The sequence below is a fragment of the Bradyrhizobium sp. Leo114 genome, assembly GCF_055229415.2.
Genome location: NZ_JBUYEN020000002.1, coordinates 159,570 through 175,520 on the forward strand (window position 1 = coordinate 159,570; position 15,951 = coordinate 175,520).

16 protein-coding genes are annotated in these 15,951 nt (G+C 62.4%); 4 read left to right on the forward strand and 12 right to left on the reverse strand.

Annotation, left to right across the window (positions count from 1 at the left end; all coding sequences use genetic code 11):
- Nucleotides 1-156: 156 nt before the first annotated feature.
- Together ACZIRK_RS03080 and ACZIRK_RS03085 are read right to left on the reverse strand one after the other, a co-directional pair.
- Nucleotides 157-1,533: a cytochrome c peroxidase gene (locus tag ACZIRK_RS03080; protein ID WP_463326946.1), complete on the reverse strand. Its 1,377-nt coding sequence runs from the start codon at nt 1,531-1,533 to the stop codon at nt 157-159.
- Nucleotides 1,530-2,300 (reverse strand): EfeM/EfeO family lipoprotein, encoded by a 771-nt coding sequence (locus ACZIRK_RS03085; RefSeq protein WP_463326947.1) that lies wholly within the window; start codon nt 2,298-2,300, stop codon nt 1,530-1,532. The genes ACZIRK_RS03080 and ACZIRK_RS03085 overlap by 4 nt, the downstream gene beginning before the upstream one ends.
- A gap of 316 nt (nt 2,301-2,616) precedes the next feature.
- On the opposite strand from ACZIRK_RS03085, the gene ACZIRK_RS03090 reads away from it, so the two are divergent.
- The gene (locus ACZIRK_RS03090) at nt 2,617-3,033 is read left to right on the forward strand and encodes a prepilin peptidase (RefSeq protein WP_245474795.1); all 417 of its coding nucleotides are present in this window, start codon (nt 2,617-2,619) and stop codon (nt 3,031-3,033) included.
- On the opposite strand, the gene ACZIRK_RS03095 is transcribed toward ACZIRK_RS03090, so the two are convergent.
- From ACZIRK_RS03095 to ACZIRK_RS03140, 10 genes are read right to left on the reverse strand one after another with little or no spacing between them, the layout of a single operon-like run.
- Nucleotides 3,030-3,662, reverse strand: coding sequence for a hypothetical protein (locus tag ACZIRK_RS03095; protein WP_463326948.1), 633 nt, complete (start codon nt 3,660-3,662; stop codon nt 3,030-3,032). The two genes, ACZIRK_RS03090 and ACZIRK_RS03095, sit on opposite strands and share 4 nt — an antisense overlap.
- A complete protein-coding gene (gene gspM / locus ACZIRK_RS03100) occupies nt 3,662-4,183 on the reverse strand; it encodes a type II secretion system protein GspM (protein WP_245287616.1) in 522 nt (173 codons plus the stop codon). The genes ACZIRK_RS03095 and gspM overlap by 1 nt, the downstream gene beginning before the upstream one ends.
- A gap of 44 nt (nt 4,184-4,227) precedes the next feature.
- Complete coding sequence (locus tag ACZIRK_RS03105; RefSeq protein WP_130227112.1) at nt 4,228-5,301, reverse strand: PilN domain-containing protein; 1,074 nt, start codon at nt 5,299-5,301, stop codon at nt 4,228-4,230.
- Entirely contained in the window at nt 5,301-6,212 is a 912-nt protein-coding gene (locus tag ACZIRK_RS03110; protein WP_130227113.1) for a type II secretion system minor pseudopilin, read from the reverse strand. Before ACZIRK_RS03110 ends, ACZIRK_RS03105 begins: the two co-directional genes overlap by 1 nt.
- Nucleotides 6,190-6,915, reverse strand: a complete 726-nt coding sequence (locus tag ACZIRK_RS03115) for a PulJ/GspJ family protein (RefSeq protein WP_130227114.1) — start codon at nt 6,913-6,915, stop codon at nt 6,190-6,192. Before ACZIRK_RS03115 ends, ACZIRK_RS03110 begins: the two co-directional genes overlap by 23 nt.
- Complete coding sequence (locus tag ACZIRK_RS03120) at nt 6,912-7,316, reverse strand: prepilin-type N-terminal cleavage/methylation domain-containing protein (RefSeq protein WP_028168446.1); 405 nt, start codon at nt 7,314-7,316, stop codon at nt 6,912-6,914. Before ACZIRK_RS03120 ends, ACZIRK_RS03115 begins: the two co-directional genes overlap by 4 nt.
- Complete coding sequence (locus tag ACZIRK_RS03125) at nt 7,297-7,761, reverse strand: type II secretion system protein (RefSeq protein WP_130227116.1); 465 nt, start codon at nt 7,759-7,761, stop codon at nt 7,297-7,299. The genes ACZIRK_RS03120 and ACZIRK_RS03125 overlap by 20 nt, the downstream gene beginning before the upstream one ends.
- Nucleotides 7,754-8,269: a type II secretion system major pseudopilin GspG gene (gspG, locus tag ACZIRK_RS03130; protein ID WP_245474796.1), complete on the reverse strand. Its 516-nt coding sequence runs from the start codon at nt 8,267-8,269 to the stop codon at nt 7,754-7,756. Before gspG ends, ACZIRK_RS03125 begins: the two co-directional genes overlap by 8 nt.
- Nucleotides 8,270-8,285: 16 nt before the next feature.
- A complete protein-coding gene (locus ACZIRK_RS03135; protein ID WP_463326949.1) occupies nt 8,286-9,497 on the reverse strand; it encodes a type II secretion system F family protein in 1,212 nt (403 codons plus the stop codon).
- 4 nt (nt 9,498-9,501) lie between these two features.
- Nucleotides 9,502-11,181, reverse strand: a complete 1,680-nt coding sequence (locus ACZIRK_RS03140) for a GspE/PulE family protein (RefSeq protein ID WP_130227118.1) — start codon at nt 11,179-11,181, stop codon at nt 9,502-9,504.
- Nucleotides 11,182-11,477: 296 nt separating this feature from the next.
- Between ACZIRK_RS03140 and gspD the strand changes: the two genes are divergently transcribed.
- From gspD to ACZIRK_RS03155, 3 genes are all read left to right on the forward strand, one after another.
- Complete coding sequence (gspD, locus tag ACZIRK_RS03145) at nt 11,478-13,835, forward strand: type II secretion system secretin GspD (RefSeq protein ID WP_463326950.1); 2,358 nt, start codon at nt 11,478-11,480, stop codon at nt 13,833-13,835.
- A gap of 12 nt (nt 13,836-13,847) precedes the next feature.
- On the forward strand, nt 13,848-14,378 hold the full coding sequence (locus tag ACZIRK_RS03150) for a tetratricopeptide repeat protein (RefSeq protein WP_130227119.1): 531 nt from the start codon (nt 13,848-13,850) through the stop codon (nt 14,376-14,378).
- Nucleotides 14,379-14,540: 162 nt separating this feature from the next.
- Nucleotides 14,541-15,479 (forward strand): hypothetical protein, encoded by a 939-nt coding sequence (locus ACZIRK_RS03155; protein WP_245474797.1) that lies wholly within the window; start codon nt 14,541-14,543, stop codon nt 15,477-15,479.
- Nucleotides 15,480-15,951: the final 472 nt, after the last annotated feature.

A 15,951-nucleotide genomic window follows, 5' to 3' on the forward strand; every position in this document is an offset into this window, starting at 1 on the left:
TCAAAAATTTTCTGCGTAGCGTCCAATGCCGCGATGCATGCATCGCGACCGATGCATTCGCATCGCGCGACAAAGGCTCAGGAGTTTTGGAAGTGATGCGCGATGCTATCGCGCGAGAATTTCTGCGGAGACAAATTCGCGCAACGCAGCAGCGACCTAGTGAGACAGATGTTTCGACTGCATCACCTGGCGCAGCGCCGCGTAGTGCTGATCATGCACATCCTGATTGAACAGCGACCATGGCTCGGCGCCTGCCAGCAGCGCAGGGACAGCCGCGGCCATGAGATAGCGATAGTTCCTGAACTCAGTCGCGGCGTCGGCATTGCGCCCTTCGCTTACGGCGATGTCGATTCGCCGCAGCATGAGGACGAGTTCCTTGAGACTGTTGCGCGCCGAAACCCGCTGCTGCTCGCCGCCCGACACGCTGGTGTTCTTTCGATCGGGATATCGCTCAGTGAGCTCACGCAGCTCCTGGCCGATGGTGTCGACGGCAAGCGCAACGATGGCCTTGTCGCCCGAAGGAATTGCGGTCGCGAGTACCATGTTGAAGTCATTGATTTCCTTAAGCGTCGCACCCGCGCCATCGCGCTCATAGGGTTGCACGCCATCACCAACCGCCGTGAGATAGGCCACGAGGTCGCGCTTGTCCTGCGCCGACAGGCCAAGATCGAATGCGCGGTCGAAATGATCGACGACCTGATCAAAGCTGTCGAAGCGGCCGTCGTGAAAATAGGGTGCGTTGAAATCCGCGTTGCGCAGGGTCGGCGTCTTGAACAGACCGCCGGAGCCAACGTCATGTTGTTGGTGGTCGACAAAGGCAGCCGACGGGACATGACAACCGGCGCAGCTCAAGCCGGGATCATGCGGAAATGGTTTGGAGAACAAGGCTTCGCCGCGACGTTCGGACTCGCTGACATCGCCAACCAGCCGGCCACCGGGACCGAGGCTCGGATTGGGCAGGAAGTCGATGTCCTGAACATAGGCGACGATGGCGTCGATGATCGCAGGCGACGGTTCGGGCCCGGCGAACTCATTCACGATGACGTTGCGGATGAAGTCGCGCAGCGAAGCCGATCGCCCGTCGCTGCCGTACGGCGCGAGATAGCGCGCACCGCGCAGGCTCGGGATCCTCACCGGATCGAGCACGAGATTGTTCGCCTTCGGATTGAAAAAGGGGCCGGTGACGTCGAAGTTTCCGGGCCGCGTCGACATCTTCGGCATGAAGAATTTGGCGTTACCGACGCCGTTGACATGACAGGTGCCGCAGCTCACGCCGGCTTGCCGTGCCACCTCGCCCAGGATCGACGGCGAATTGAACGCGAGGTCGCCGAGATTCACCATATACGATTTCGCGCCGGCGCGTTCCGATTGGAACACCTCGCGCGGCTTGTCGAGCGCATCCTCGTTCAGCTCGGTTTTTGCCGGCAGGACAGTCTGATTGCCGTCGACGGGAAAAGCCAGCGCGCGTCCAAGCGACGCGACGACAAGCAGACCGGACGCAAGCGCCGTCAGCCGCAACCAAGGCGAGTTCATCGCGCCTGGGCCTCCAGCGTCGGCCGTTGCAGTCCAAGCTTTGCCGAAGCAGTCTGCAGCGCCACCACCAGTTCCTCGCTGGCGCGGCGCAACCGCGGGATATCGACATGCGGCAGGTCGGGCGCCGCGACAATCGCTTCAAGCAGCTCGATCCGATTCGTCACCATTTCATCGAGCTTGCCGTCCGCCGTGTTGAGGGCGGCGGAGAAAATGGTGTGGTAGGCGAAATCGATGCCGGCGATGTTGTTGCGCATATCATCGAGCGAGGTGCCGCTGATGCGGGATTCGCCACCATCGGCCTTGCTTTCCCCGACTTCGTAGGCGAGGCGCGCCGTACCATCCAGCAATCCCTGCGGCGTGAGCTGCATATCCTTGAGCTTGACGTGCAGATTATTCAGATCTTCGACCAAAACGGCAGCATCCTTGTCGACGTCGGTCTGGCCGGCGCCGAACAATTTCGCTTCGATGGCATGGAACCCGCTGTCGGCGTTCGGCCAGGCGTCAATCTTCGCGTCAAGCTCGGGTACGAAGCCGGTCGTGAAGACTTCGGAGCGCTCCCAGCCGGCGCGAGCCGATATCCAGGCTTTCTTCGCGCCCGCGAGATCCCCCGCTGCAGCCTTTTCGCGCAGCGCTCGCGCGCCCGCCAGCGCGCTGCCAATGCCTTCAATCATGTAAGGCCGATAGCGATCGGCGCCTTCATCAAGGACACCGGCGTCTGCGGAACGCACACCGATCAACGTCACCAGCAAGGCAAGGCATGTCGCCACTCGCATCTCATTCACCGTCATTCACGCATCAGCTATCGCTCGCAGCGACGGGAAATATTGTCAGCTTCCTATGCGGTTTTGTGACAGACTGATTGCACGTTGCGGTTTTCTGCTGTGAAGAGTTTTTTCGACGATCACATTCCCGAAAGGCCGCTCCGTACTTGTGCGGTTGCTTGAAAATTGAGCTGCTGATCGTGAACGAAATTCTGGTAAGCACTCACACATTTCGTCATTCATCGTAGCGCTCATGCCAATCGCCAATGAATCTGTGCAGTTCCTCGGATTCTATATCGCTCTTAGCGTGGTGTGCTGCGCATTGGCGCTGATCGACTTTCGTCACGGTATCATTCCGGATGGGTTGAATTTTACGATTGCGATGCTTGGCGTTGCGCAATCGATGGTCTTTGGGAACCTGACAGAAGGCTTAGAGACGCTCGGTGAAGCCGCCGCGGTTGCTGTCATCTTCTTGTTGCTGCGACGCCTCTATTTCCTGCTACGACAAACCGAGGGGCTCGGGCTTGGCGATGTAAAGTTTCTCGCAGCCGCCGCGACCTGGATCGGCGTCACCGGCATTCCAACGTTGCTGTTGATTGCCACCTTGACCGCGCTCGCGACAGCGGGCGGTCTGCAACTCGCCGGACGCCAGATGAAGCGCCAGACATCGATGCCATTCGGCCCGTTTCTGGCCCTCGGCCTGCTGCTCACGCCGGCTTTCCAGCGATGGCTCAGCTAGCGCCGCGTCACCAGTGGTGCTTTGATCGTGCTCACCGGGACGAGATGGACCTCACCTCCTCCCTCGCCGCCTGGTGGCGGCAGTGTGAGCACAGCGCCCTGTTCGTCCTTTTTCATGGTGACTTCCCGCCCGCGAATCGCACTCAGCTTCCAGCCCTGAAAATCTTCGCCGACTTTCAGCCGCAGCGCAGCATTGCTCGATTGATCCAGGAAGATGCCGAAGCCTTCGTCGTCTCCGGCAATGGTGCCAACAAGCGACAGTTGCGGAGGTTCGACTTCCTTCTTCCGCGGCGGCGGAGGCGGCTTGGTGACGACAGGCTCGGCGACAGCGACGGGCGGCGGCCGGCGTGACGGCGAGAACACCGGACGCTCGCGTGTGTTGGATAGTTGCGTCAGCGGAATGCCCCACAACGGATTGGCACTGAGTGGCCGGACCGGTGCCGGCAGTGGTGGAACCGCGCGCATTGTCGTGACCGGTTCGGAAGGCGGTGGCGATGTCAGGACAGGCCCGCCGAGCCGCATGTCATCCAATAGTCCGGCATCCAATGCATCGCCAGCAGCGTCAGGCGCCGCGGCGGCGACGGATTGGACTGACAGCGCCCAGCACATGACGATGACTGGCAAACGCATTACTTGGCCCCTCGCCACTGTCCGGAGACACCCAGCAGCACGCGCAGCTTGCCCAGGCGTTCGCCCGTGTTCGTGTTCGCCCCATCGAGGATGGTCTGCACGACGAGCTGGTCGATGAACAAAAACGGCATGCCGGCCTCAAGATCGTAAAGCACCTGTTGCAACTGTTGTTGCTCGATTTCAAAACTCGCGACCATGCTGATGAAGCCGGCCTTCGCAGGTGTATTGGGAACATCGAGCTGGGTCGACAATACATTGCCGCCGAATTTGGTCACCGAACCCGCCACGCGCTGCAACAGCGTCGCGCCGGCAACCGTGACGGTGGCGCCTTCGAGATAGGCCGATCCAGCTGGCATCGTCTCACCGGGCGCCCCGCCTGCTCTGGGCGTGCGGCCCTCCAACTGCGCCAGCATCGCCGACAACGAGGCGAGTTCGTTGCGCTGACCGATAAGATCGGATAGCGACGATATGGCCACGAACAGCAGCAGGATCAGCAGCCCGATATAGGTCGCGGCCGCCACGAACGGCGAGGTGCTGATTGCCTTCAATGACCGGGCTGATGCGTTCATGAGCCGGATCCAAAATACGCTGATATATTGGCCTCGACGTGAAAGCGCTCGCCCGACTCGTTCGCCGCGCGGGTGGTCGGTGCGAAGAATGTGGCGCGGGTGAATTGCGGCGACTGTTCCATCAGGCGGATGAGCGCGGGGGCGTCCTGGGTCATGCCGACGACCTGCACCTTGCCGCCTTCGATGCGCAGCTCGGTCACATAGGTCGTGTCGGGCAGCACGCGCGAAAGCGCTTCCACCACCATCACGCTCGATGGCGTGGTCTGCTTGCGCTTTGCCAAGAGACCGATGCCGGACGCCACGCCATTGGCGTCAACCCGCAATGCCGCGCGGCGTTGCGAAATCTGCCGCTGGATATCGTCCTGTTCAGATTGCAGCGAACCGCCGAGATAGATGCTGAGGAACAATGAGGCAGCGGCGGCGACGCCCGTGGAGATCAGGGCGACGCGCAACAGGCGCGGCACGTTCGGTCCCGCCATGCTGCACAGCCGCTTGTCGAGCAGCTTCACCCGGACCGGCGTGCCGCTGCCGCCGGCGGCCGGCGCATGGATGGCAACGGAAGCAGCGCCCAACCTGTCCACCAACTGCACCAACGGATCGACTTTCGACGCCGAGGTCGCACTGAAGGCTACTTCGATCCGATCGTCAGCAACCGGGACCGGCGAACTCCAGCCGAACACCGCTTCGCCTGCCGCCCACGGCGTCAGGCGGTCGACCTGAGAGCAAATCATGCCATCGAGAAAATCAGCCGCCCGCGTTGGGAAGTCGAGCAGACGAGTCATGACATGATCGGTCGGCAACTGCACCTCGACACGGCTGCCCTTGAAGGCCGCACTCCACTGCGCCGGCAACGTCGGCTCCGGCGCGCCGTGCTGGATCCGGAAGGAGAGAACCGTCGGAGCCAGATTGTCTTTCGATGCGGTCATGCTGGCGGTGAAGGCGCCGTCAGCATTCTCGTCAAGCTGGATGCGGCGCTGACGCACCAGCCTGTCCGTCATGCCGTCAACCGCACCCGCGACCGCCGCGATCCATTGCTCGAACCACTCCCTGCCCTGCGCGATCATCGCCATCATGTGCTCCCGCGACGTGAAGCGGCGTTTCGCGGTGCAATGTCATCCTGCCAGGACAACACGCGATAGGGGTCGACCTTGTCGCCCATGGCGATCACGACCTCCGAAGTGCTGCGGCGGCCATTGCGGAAACGGATCGTGGTCTCGACGCGATAACAAGGACTCGTCGCGGTCGAAGCATCGTTCTTCCCCGAATCGGACGGCGACGCCGGCAGGGGCCGGTTCAGCGAGGCCGAACTATCTCCGAACGAATTGGGCTTGTTCGCAGGTTTGTCAGGCATCGCCTGGATGACCTCCGGCGCCGCGATCGCCGGATCGACATCGGGAGATCCGTTAAACACAGTCACGAAAGGCAGTGCACGCTCCACCAGCGCGGCCGGGAGGCCGACGACCAGCGCCAATTCATTGACATGGACAAACGGAGCCTGCCGCGGCGAGTAGCCGGCAGAATTGTAACGCGCCTCCTCCTCGTTCGCGCTACCGGGAACGGGACGGGTTCGCCAGCCGACGACCCGATCCGCATATTCAAGGGCCGCGTCCTTGCGGGCGCCCAGCGTGGCAAACAGGCCGGCCAACATTTCCTTGGGAGCGAAGTTCAGATCGATGCGGGCGGCCTCGGAAATGAAAGCGACCTGGACGCTCGCATCATCCATGCGGAATTGGAAGGCTCCGTGGGGAGGCTTGGTACGTTCGTCCGCCAGCGCCAGTTGGTAGGCCGTCAGTTCGAGACTCGCGGATACCAAGGCTTCGGTCTGCAGCGCTGTCTCGTTAACGGCGATCGCCCGCGTGGATGCCGATAAATAGGCGGCGAAGACCATCGCGAGCGATGACAGCGCCGCCAGGATCCAAAGCACGGCAACGATGACGAAGCCGCGTTCGCCTGAGGGTTTACGTGCGCCGATCGCTGTCATCGCGTCCCCCCGGTTCAGTCGCGCCTTGCGCGTTGTTATCGTTGCATTTGCCGTCCGGCTTCGTGCAGTCACTCGGCAATTGCACATGGACTGGCGCGATCGTCGAGACCGACAGCACGCGCTGGCTCGCAGCATCACGCACCGTCAGCTTGATCATTGCCGGCAGCCGGTCCGCGTTTCGCCACGTGCTTTTCCAGACATGGTCGGGACCGGCATAGGCGAATGACAGTCGAAAGGGCGCTTGCAGCAGCACCACCGGGTCGCCGAGATGCGTTTGTTCCGACAGCGACAGCCCAACGGGCAACGGCGTGAAGCGCGTCCGCGAGCGGACCGTGACGAATTCGCCGCGATCTTTGGTTTCACCGAGACGCACCACGTCGAGCCCTGGCCCCGCGTTCGGCCCTACCGCCGTCCGCACGAACGTGACAGACAATTCCGATCCGTCGAACAGCGGCCGACGCGAGTCGCGGTTGGCGGAAATAAATTCGGCTGCGGCCAGGTCCGCGGCAATCCGCTCGAGCGCGATCCCAGCCAGTTCGCTGCGCTGGATCCGGCCAAATCCCTTGTTCCAGTTCGGCAACCATTGCGCGGTGATGCTCGCGAGCGCCGACAGCAATAGCCCCATCAGCGCCAGCGCGACGATGGTCTCTATCAACGTAAATCCGCGCTCATGGGCGCGCCGCGTTGCCGATGCCGGGCTCATTCTGATGGCCTCGGCATCAAGCGTACGGTTCGAACATCGGATAGCGCGCCAGTGGGCGACCTGACGCGTATCCTCACCAGTTCGGCCGTCCATGGCACATTAGCACCCGGCACATTCCAATCGTCACCAAGCGGACTGACGTCGATGGTCCAGCGATAGCCCTCGGCCTGGCCTGTCGAGGTGCCCTGCTGCAATTCCGCGCGCGGCGGAACACCCACCGTCATCAAGGTGCGCGCCGCCTGCATCAGCGCCACGTGCTGCTCCAATGCCCGCACGCCGCGCATATTGCCGGCCATGACGGTACCGATCGCGATGATGGAGACGGCCACCACCGCCAGCGCGACCAGCACCTCGATGATCGTGAAGCCCGCGTCGGGGCGATCAGTTGGTGGCGGTGTCACGGGAAACAACCTCGACTCTTCCGGTGAGCCAGTTGACGCGGATCTCATAGCCGGCGTCGAACCGTGTCAGCGCGATGGATCCGCCACATGAGCTGCCATTGGCGAAGAAGCGAATGGTCGACAGCGCGGCTTGCCGCTGGCAGGTTTGCGGCAACAGCGCATCGAACCGTACGTCCTCGGGAATACGGATCGTCGATCGCGACGAACCGGAATGGATCACGCGGCTTGGCGCGTCGACCAGCGTCGCGATGCTGGTGTTGCGGTTGATGGCGGCGTTACGGTCCGCTTTCAGGAGCGTCGCGGTCTGCAACGCATAGGCCTGCAGCCGCGACCGCGATGTCTGACGCGGAATGAACGGCAGCAACACGGCAGCAAGCAATGCGATGATGGCGAGCACACACACCATCTCCAGCAGGGTGAAACCGCGCTGCGTGACGTCATTCATCTCGGGAGGCTGTCGTCTTTTCGAGAGAAATGTCGGCGGAATTGCCGCTGCCACCCTCCTGGCCATCGGCGCCATAGGAGACGATGTCATAGGGACCGTGCTCGCCGGGCGACCGATAGACGTAAGGGTGATTCCAGGGATCCTTCGGGACATTGCCGCCCTTCAGATACGGCCCGTTCCAGGCGGCGAGCCCCGGCGTCCGCTGCACCAGCGCGGCGAGACCTTCGGCAGATGAAGGAAACCGGCCGGCATCGAGATAGAACAGGTCGAGTGCACTCGAGAAGCTTTGCAGCTGGATGCGTGCGGCCTTGACCTTGGACTCGCTGAGATAATTGAGCACACGCGGGCCGATCAGGCCCATGATCAGGCCGATGATGGCAATCACGACCAGCATCTCGACCAGCGTGAAGCCCTCCTGACCGCGATAGGCGTACTGTTTTCTCTCGCGGGCGGCTCGATGAATGAAGCGAGTGACGAGCAGTTCGGCGATACTCTTGCGCGAAATCATGATGTGACCCTTGCTCTTAACCGACAAGTTGCGTGACCGACAGCAGCGCCGTCATGACCGACACGATCAGTCCGCCGACGACTGTGCTGATCGTGATGATCGCAAGCGGCCCGACGATGCCGACAATGCGGTCAAGGCTGCGCTGCAATTTTGCTTCGTAGAATTCTGCGACCCGCCCCGACAGGACCGGCAACTGCCCGGTTTCTTCACCGAGCCGAAGCATGCGTACCGCCATCGGCGGCAGGCTGTTGGCGACGGCAAGGGCTTCCGACAACTTCCCGCCATGCCGGACGCCGTCGGCTGCAGCGGTCCAGCTCGCTTCGTTTCCTGTCACCGCCATGATGTCAACCAGGATACGCAAGGTGGCCGTGAGATTGACGCCGCTGCCGAGCAGGACACCGAGATTGCGGCAGAACAGGCTGGCGCGATAGAACTGAAAGATGTTGCCGATGAGGGGTAGCTGCGATAGCCCGTTCATCATTGCAGCGCGCACGCTCGCCTGGCGCAACAACCACCAGACGACAGCAATGGTCGCAGTCGCGATCAACATGGCTGCCGTCGCATTGGCACGCAGGAAATCCGACAACTGGATGAAGGTGGCGAGCGCCGTATCGGACTTCGCACCGAAATCCCCGAGCACGGTCGAGAATTGCGGCAGCACGAACAGAAGAAAGAACAGCATCACGCCCGAAGCCGCGACCAATACAAAGGCGGGATACTGCATCGCGTCGGTGAGTTTCCGCCGCATCTGTTCGGAACGCGCGCGCTCAGCGCCCAGCATTTCCAGCACGGAATCGAGCGTGCCCGAGACTTCGCCGACGCGCACCAAGGCGCCATACATCGGCGGAAACAAGCTCGGATGATCTGCCACCGCATCGGCGAAACTCTCGCCGGCGAGGAGAGCCGCCCGGATCTTCGCCACCACCGGGCGCATCCGCCCGACATCGGCATCGCCGGACAGCAGTTCAAGGGCGTCGTCGAGGCGGGCGCCGGCCTTGAGCAGCAGTGCAAGGTCGCGCGTGAACGTGGTGATCTCGGCGGCGCTCGGCCGGCCGAACAGGCCGAGACCTCCCGCACCGGGAGAAGCTCGTTTGTCCTCAATGGTTTCGATCGGCAAGAGCCGCAGATATTCGATCCGGCGCGCGACCTCGGCGGCCGTCGGCGCGCTGATCGTGCCGTTCACGATCTCGCCGTTCTGCGTCAGGGCGCGGTAGCGGAAATTCGGCACGTGGTCACCGCATGGTCGTGACGCGGAGAATTTCGGCAGGCGACGTCAGCCCGGCGCGGCATTTGGCGATGCCGTCGTCGAGCATTGTCGTCATCCCCGCACGGATCGCCATCGCATCGATCTTCAGCCCGTCGGTCTTCTCCCCGATCAGTTCGCGCAACTCGTTGGAGATTTCTAGCAGCTCGAACACACCGAGCCGGCCGCGATAGCCGTTGCCGCCGCAGCGTTCGCATCCGCACGGTTCCTGGATCGTTTCACCGGCGCGAAACCCGAATGCGACAAGCCGCGGATCCTCGGCGAAATCGGCAGGGCCAAGCGTCCGTCCTGATTTGCAGCGTTCGCATAGCTGCCGGACCAGACGCTGCGCGATCACGCCGCGCAGGACCGAACGCAGGAGATAGCCCTCGACGCCGAGGTCGAGCAGGCGTGGCACCGCCGCGGCCGCCGTCTCGGTATGCAGCGTCGTCAGCACCAGATGGCCGGTGAGAGCCGCATGGACCGCAACATGCGCGGTCTCGGCATCTCTGATTTCGCCCACCATGATCACGTCCGGATCCTGGCGCACAAACGAGCGCAATGCGGTGGCAAAGGTCAGACCGATCGCAGGCTTGATCTGGGATTGATTGACGCCGGGAATTTCGTACTCGACCGGATCTTCGATCGTCAGGATCTTGCGCGTCGGCTCGTTGAGGATTGAGAGGATTGTGGCAAGCGTCGTCGTCTTGCCGCTGCCGGTCGGACCGGTGATGACGATCATGCCGTGCGGCAGCGCAAGGAGCTGCCGCAACTTGCTTTCGTCGGATGCGGAGAAGCCCAGTTTTTCCACGACCAGCAATCCGCGATCCTTTGGTAGGATGCGAATGACGGCCGACTCGCCGTGCTGCGTCGGCATGATCGCGACGCGGATATCGATATCGGAACGCCCTGCCCGCAATCGCGCCGCACCATCCTGGGGCAACCTGCGCTCGGCGATATTGAGATTGGCGATGATCTTGATGCGGGAGATGACGGCTTGCGGCAGCACGCCTGACAATGCCGCCACCGGCCGCAGCAGGCCGTCGATGCGCAGGCGGACCACGAGGCTGGAAGCGAACGGCTCGATGTGGATGTCACTGGCGCGAAGTTCGACGGCTTTTTCAAGCAGATCATTGACGGCGCGGACCACCGGCGCGCCGCTCGCAAGATCGCGCAGGCTCTCGATGTCGTCCTCGCGCGGCAGCGCTGCCGCCGGTCCGGCCGCGTCAGTATCATCGACATTCAGTCGCTGATCGAGGACGACGGCAACGTCCTCCGAGGTTGCGATCTTGACCGTGACGGCGGTGCCGAGCACGATCTGCGCCGCGCGTTGCGTCGCCTGATCGGTCGGATCGACGACCGCGAGCGTCATTGTTCCATCGGAGGTGGTGCACGGATAGACCATGGTCTCGCGCAGGAAGCGCTGCGAGAACGACGCCACCAGCGGCGCCGCCGACATCATCTCCTGCAAAGTCATGCGGCCGAGCTCGAAAAAACGAGCAGCCTCATCGGCAAACTCGGCGGGCGAGAGATTGGTGATTTCCCAGATCTTGTGGTGACGGCGATCGGAGCCGCTCTGTCCCGCCGGATCAGCCTCGCCATCAACCGGCGTCAAATGCTTGTTCTGACGGAGGTAGTCGACGAACTGCGAGGACGGATCGCTGGCCATGTCGTCTTTATTCCGTCACATGATTTGAAGCAGCGCAGACGTCAGGCGTGTTGTTATCGATCCGAAGTGTGACAGGCATACGAATGCGGCGCCTGCTCATCGCTAAAGAAAACTTTGAGACTACCCCTCCCTGATCTGAATTGCTGCCTCATTTTCATGCTTCGGCGTCCATCGCAGAATGGTCGCCAGGGCAACAATCACGCAACCAATTTATTTCTGTCATGTTGGCTCGCTAATAATCCGAGGGGACAGGGACGGATCGTCGAACATCCTCCAGTCGGAAACGGCAAGGACTAATGGTGCGCGTAGGCAAGCTGGGCCGCTACCAACGGATTCGTGGCGGCGTTGCAGCCGCCTTTGCTTTGTTGTCGCTGGGGCTGCTGGCGTCCTGCAATTCCGCAACGGTCGGAGGCGTGGATTCGGCTCAAGTCGATATCTCCGACAAGGTACGTTCGCTCGATCTGTTGCCGCGGCAATCGCAACCGGTGAACGCGTCGGGTGCTGGTGGCGCTCAAGGTGGCAGCGTTCGCGCGGCCATGTATGAAGGATCCGAAGTCACGGCGGTGTCGGACGAGCGGCTGCAGCCGACAGCGAACGGCAACGGCTTCGATCTGAACTTTGAGAACACACCGGTTGCAACGGTCGCCAAGGTCGTCCTCGGCGACATACTGCGTGTCGGCTACACCATCGATCCGCGAGTGCAGGGCACGGTGAGCCTGGTGTCGGTCCGTCCGGTGCCGAAGTCGGACATCGTGTTCGTGCTGGAAAATGCTTTGAGATTGAGCGGCGTCGTGCTGCTTCGCGATACGACCGGTTACCGACTCACGCCACTTGGCGATGCGGTCGGCGGTGGCCGGGTTGATACGGCAAGCGGCAATCCCGAACCCGGTTTCGGCGTCTCGGTCGTGCCTTTACAATATGTGTCGGCGCAAACGCTGCTCAAGCTGATGGACAGCTTCGCCACCAAAGCCGGCGCCGTGCGCGCGGATACGACACGAAATCTCATCCTGATTCAGGGAACCGGAGCCGAACGCCGCACCGCGGTCGATACGGTGCTGAGCTTCGACGTCGACTGGATGCGCGGCCAATCCGTCGGCATATTCCCGATCTCGAGCGGCTCGCCCGCTCCAATCATCGCCGAGATGGAGAAGATCGTCGATTCCGGCGAGAACGGCCTTAGTCAGAACATCATCAAGTTCCTGCCGATTGCCCGCCTCAACGCAGTGTTGGTGGTGACCAAGAAGCCGGACATGCTTCGCACCGCGGCGACCTGGATCAAGCGGCTTGATCGAAACGATACCGCGCGAACCACCGTCCACGTTTATCGCGTCAAGTTCGGCGATGCCCGCCAGATCGCCCGGGTGTTGACGGATATGTTCCTCGGCGGATCGTCGTCGAGCCTGACTGAGAGTGCCGACAGCCAGATCGCGCCGGGGTCCGGGATAGCGGCAACTTCAAGCGCCGGGGATCGCCTCTCGCTCAACGGCAATGTGGGATCAAACACAAATGGCGGCTTTGCCTCGCGCGGCAATCTGAGCATGAACGGCGCGGCGGGCCTCGGCGGCAACGGCGGGCTTGGCGCGCAACCGGCCAGTCCCAACCAGAACGGCGGCAGTGCTCCGCTCGACAGCGGCCGCGGTTCCGGAAACGGCCAGCCGATGATGCAGGACGTGCGGATCACACCCGACACCGTCAACAACACGCTGCTGATCTACGCCGACCAGGCGAACTACCGGATCATCGAATCCACGCTGGTGCAGATCGACCAGCCGCAGCTCCAGGTTGCGATCGATGCGACGATTGCTGAGGTCACGCTGAACAATACGTTGTCCTATGGCGTGCAGGCTTACCTGACCAGCAGGAATGTCGGGTTGAAGCCGAACACGGGCTCCATTCTCAACACCCAGGCCACCGCAGCGCCGACGACAATTACCGACCCGACGACCGGGGCGGCCACCGTCGCCGGATCGGTCACCAACGCTTTCATCAATCGGGCCTTCCCTGGCTTCAACTTCCTGATCGGATCTGAAACCCAGCCCAGCCTGATCCTCGATGCATTGCATGCGGTGACCAGCGTCAAGGTGCTCTCCAACCCGTCGCTGGTGGTGATCAACAACCAGGTGGCGACGCTGCAGGTCGGCGACGTCGTCCCGGTGTCGACCGGAAGCGCGACGGTGTTGACGACGAACAACACCGTCGTCAACACGATCGACTATCGCAACACCGGCATCATCCTCCGCGTCTCGCCGCGCATCAGCGTCAATGGCAATGTCCGGCTCGACGTCGAGCAGGAGATCAGCAACGTGCCCGCGGCCAGTGCGAACAGCCTGACACCGACGGTATCGGAGCGGCGGGTCAAGAGCCAGATCTCGGTCGCCAACGGCCAGACCGTGCTGCTGGCCGGCCTGATCAGCGAGCAGCAGAACGGCACCCGCAGCGCCATCCCGGTGCTCGACCAGCTTCCGGGCCTCGGCGATGCCTTCGGACACCAGAACAACTCGACCCAGCGCACCGAACTCATCATCTTCATCCGCCCGCAGATCATCCGCGACGGCTCCGACGCTCACGTCGTGGCGGAAGAACTCCGATCGAAATTACGCGGCAGCATTGCCACGACCCCGACCAACGCCGCAATCACGACCAGCTTCCATTGAGCAGGACAGAGAATGCTGAGCATCCGCGCCGGGCATCGATTTCTCCTAGCGCTCTTGGCCGTTGCGCTTTCGGCAGCCGCCGCGCCGGTCGCGGCCAGCAGTCTTTCGCGCGGGACCGCGGCGTTCCATCGCGGCGACTACGTCAGCGCGTTCCGGGAGCTTGCACCGCTGGCCGAACGCGAGAATGCAACCGCACTCGGCCTGCTCGGCTTCATGTACGAGCATGGCTTTGGCGCGCCGCAGGCCTATGACGCCGCCGCCGATCTCTATTGCCGCGCGGCCGTCCAGGGCAACCCATTCGCGCAGGCCATGCTCGGCTTGATGTACGACAAGGGCCACGGCGTTCCGCAGGATTTCATCCTCGCCTATAAGTGGCTCAACCTCGCGGCGGCCCGAACCACCGGCCGCGAGCGGGACACCTATGCGCGGTTCCGCAACGCAGTCGCTTCAAAAATGTCGACCGATGAGATCGTGATCGGCCAGCGGCTTGCGCTCAACTGGTCGCCGGCTTTTCCTGCGCCCGCCCTGCGAGCGAGCAGGTAGCGTCTCCGTCACATTAAGTCCGGCTGGCCGCGCGCGTTGCGCCGCCCAGTCGACCGCGTCACAGAAGCGTCAAGCCTCCGTCAGACCGTCGCAATCAGGTTGCGATTTGTGACAGAATTGCTACCGTCGAATGTCAGTTCGACTACGCGGGAGCACGGCCCCATGAGTATGGAGTGGCGGGCGCGGCCAAATCCGGTGGTTCGGTGGTGGGGTCTGTTGGCCCTCATCAGCGGCGCCAACATCGCGCTTTGGTTCTTGCTGTACGGCGAGTTTCACCAAGTTCCCTCGGGCGGCCCGGTCAACAGCTCCGGCACCCAGTCCATGTTCCTGCTTTCCGCGGCCTATGTCTTTGGCTGCGCCTTCAGGTCGCTGCTGCCGCGCGCGGATGTTCAGCGTATCTGCCTGGTCGACACCTGGCTATCGAGCGTCTTCGTTGGCCGATCGGTCGCGACCGTGGCCGAGATCTGCTTTGCCGTGCAGTGGGCGATCATCCTCAATCAATTGGGCGGGATGACCGGCGCGGACACCACGTTGAACGCCGCGCAATTGATCGTCCCCCTGATCCTCATTGCCGAGTGCTTCTCGTGGTATGCGGTGGTGTCCACCAACTATCTGGGCAACGCCATCGAGAACTCGATATGGGCGATCGCCTTCTTCGTTGTGGGGGTTGGTCTTTGCCGGCTGCTGCCTGAATTCAACGGTCCGGTTCGTATCGCCCTCATCGTCGCGATCGTGGGAATTGCCGGTTATCTGGCCTTTCTCATTACGGTCGACGTCCCGATGTATTTGAGCCGATGGCAGGCCGGTCTTGCCGATGGCAGCAAGCTTCTCGGTTTTCTCGAGGGGCTCCACGACGTGAGCACGCGCTGGGTCGTGACGCGCGATTTCGAGCATTGGAAAGACGAGATCGCCTGGATGTCGCTTTATTTCAGCGCGGCCGTCTGGGCCAGCCTCGCGCTTTGCGTCGTCTATTCGCTCGACGGTCATCTGCCGCAATATCGCACCGAGGCGGCGGCTGCGAGCTGCCCTGCAGCGGTATGCAGCTTGCCGCAAGGTGCCGGCGATGACCGATATTTTCGTGTGGCCTACGCGCCGAAGTGAGGGCGGCGACGTAGGAGCTCCTGTAGGATGGGTAGGGCGCAGCGAAACCCATCGCGATGGAGCGAGCGGCACGAATGATGGGTTTCGCTTCGCTCTACCCATCCTACGATTCTCTCACGCCTCGCATCAGTGTCGTCCCCGCGAAGGCGGACCCATAACCACAGGGAAGTGTTGTGGCGCGAGCGAGCGGTTGCAGCGGAGCACACGACAACGGCCTGTGGTTATGGGTCCCGGATCAAGTCCGGGACGACGTGGGGTGGGTTCTGATTCAAATTTCAAATAGCGTGAGGATATGAGTCCGCATTCTCGCGGCGCTTTGCGTCCGAGCTTTGCTTCACTTTCCGCCCTCTCATTGAACAGAGGGCGCAGGGAAAGCCGGGTGCCGGTTGCACCCATGGGTCCCGTGCAACAAAAAGCACGGGGGTAGGACCACAGGTTCAACCGAAAACACTCCGGCTTTCCCTGCGCGATG

Excerpts from the sequence above, each read along its gene's own strand:
- ACZIRK_RS03080 (WP_463326946.1), bottom strand. The coding sequence starts at position 1,533 with ATGAACTCGCCTTGGTTGCGGCTGACGGCGCTTGCGTCCGGTCTGCTT.
- ACZIRK_RS03095 (WP_463326948.1), bottom strand. The coding sequence starts at position 3,662 with ATGCGTTTGCCAGTCATCGTCATGTGCTGGGCGCTGTCAGTCCAATCC.
- ACZIRK_RS03105 (WP_130227112.1), bottom strand. The coding sequence starts at position 5,301 with ATGGCGATGATCGCGCAGGGCAGGGAGTGGTTCGAGCAATGGATCGCG.
- ACZIRK_RS03110 (WP_130227113.1), bottom strand. The coding sequence starts at position 6,212 with ATGACAGCGATCGGCGCACGTAAACCCTCAGGCGAACGCGGCTTCGTC.
- ACZIRK_RS03115 (WP_130227114.1), bottom strand. The coding sequence starts at position 6,915 with ATGAGCCCGGCATCGGCAACGCGGCGCGCCCATGAGCGCGGATTTACG.
- ACZIRK_RS03125 (WP_130227116.1), bottom strand. The coding sequence starts at position 7,761 with ATGAATGACGTCACGCAGCGCGGTTTCACCCTGCTGGAGATGGTGTGT.
- gspG (WP_245474796.1), bottom strand. The coding sequence starts at position 8,269 with ATGATTTCGCGCAAGAGTATCGCCGAACTGCTCGTCACTCGCTTCATT.
- ACZIRK_RS03140 (WP_130227118.1), bottom strand. The coding sequence starts at position 11,181 with ATGGCCAGCGATCCGTCCTCGCAGTTCGTCGACTACCTCCGTCAGAAC.
- gspD (WP_463326950.1), top strand. The coding sequence starts at position 11,478 with ATGGTGCGCGTAGGCAAGCTGGGCCGCTACCAACGGATTCGTGGCGGC.
- ACZIRK_RS03150 (WP_130227119.1), top strand. The coding sequence starts at position 13,848 with ATGCTGAGCATCCGCGCCGGGCATCGATTTCTCCTAGCGCTCTTGGCC.
- ACZIRK_RS03155 (WP_245474797.1), top strand. The coding sequence starts at position 14,541 with ATGAGTATGGAGTGGCGGGCGCGGCCAAATCCGGTGGTTCGGTGGTGG.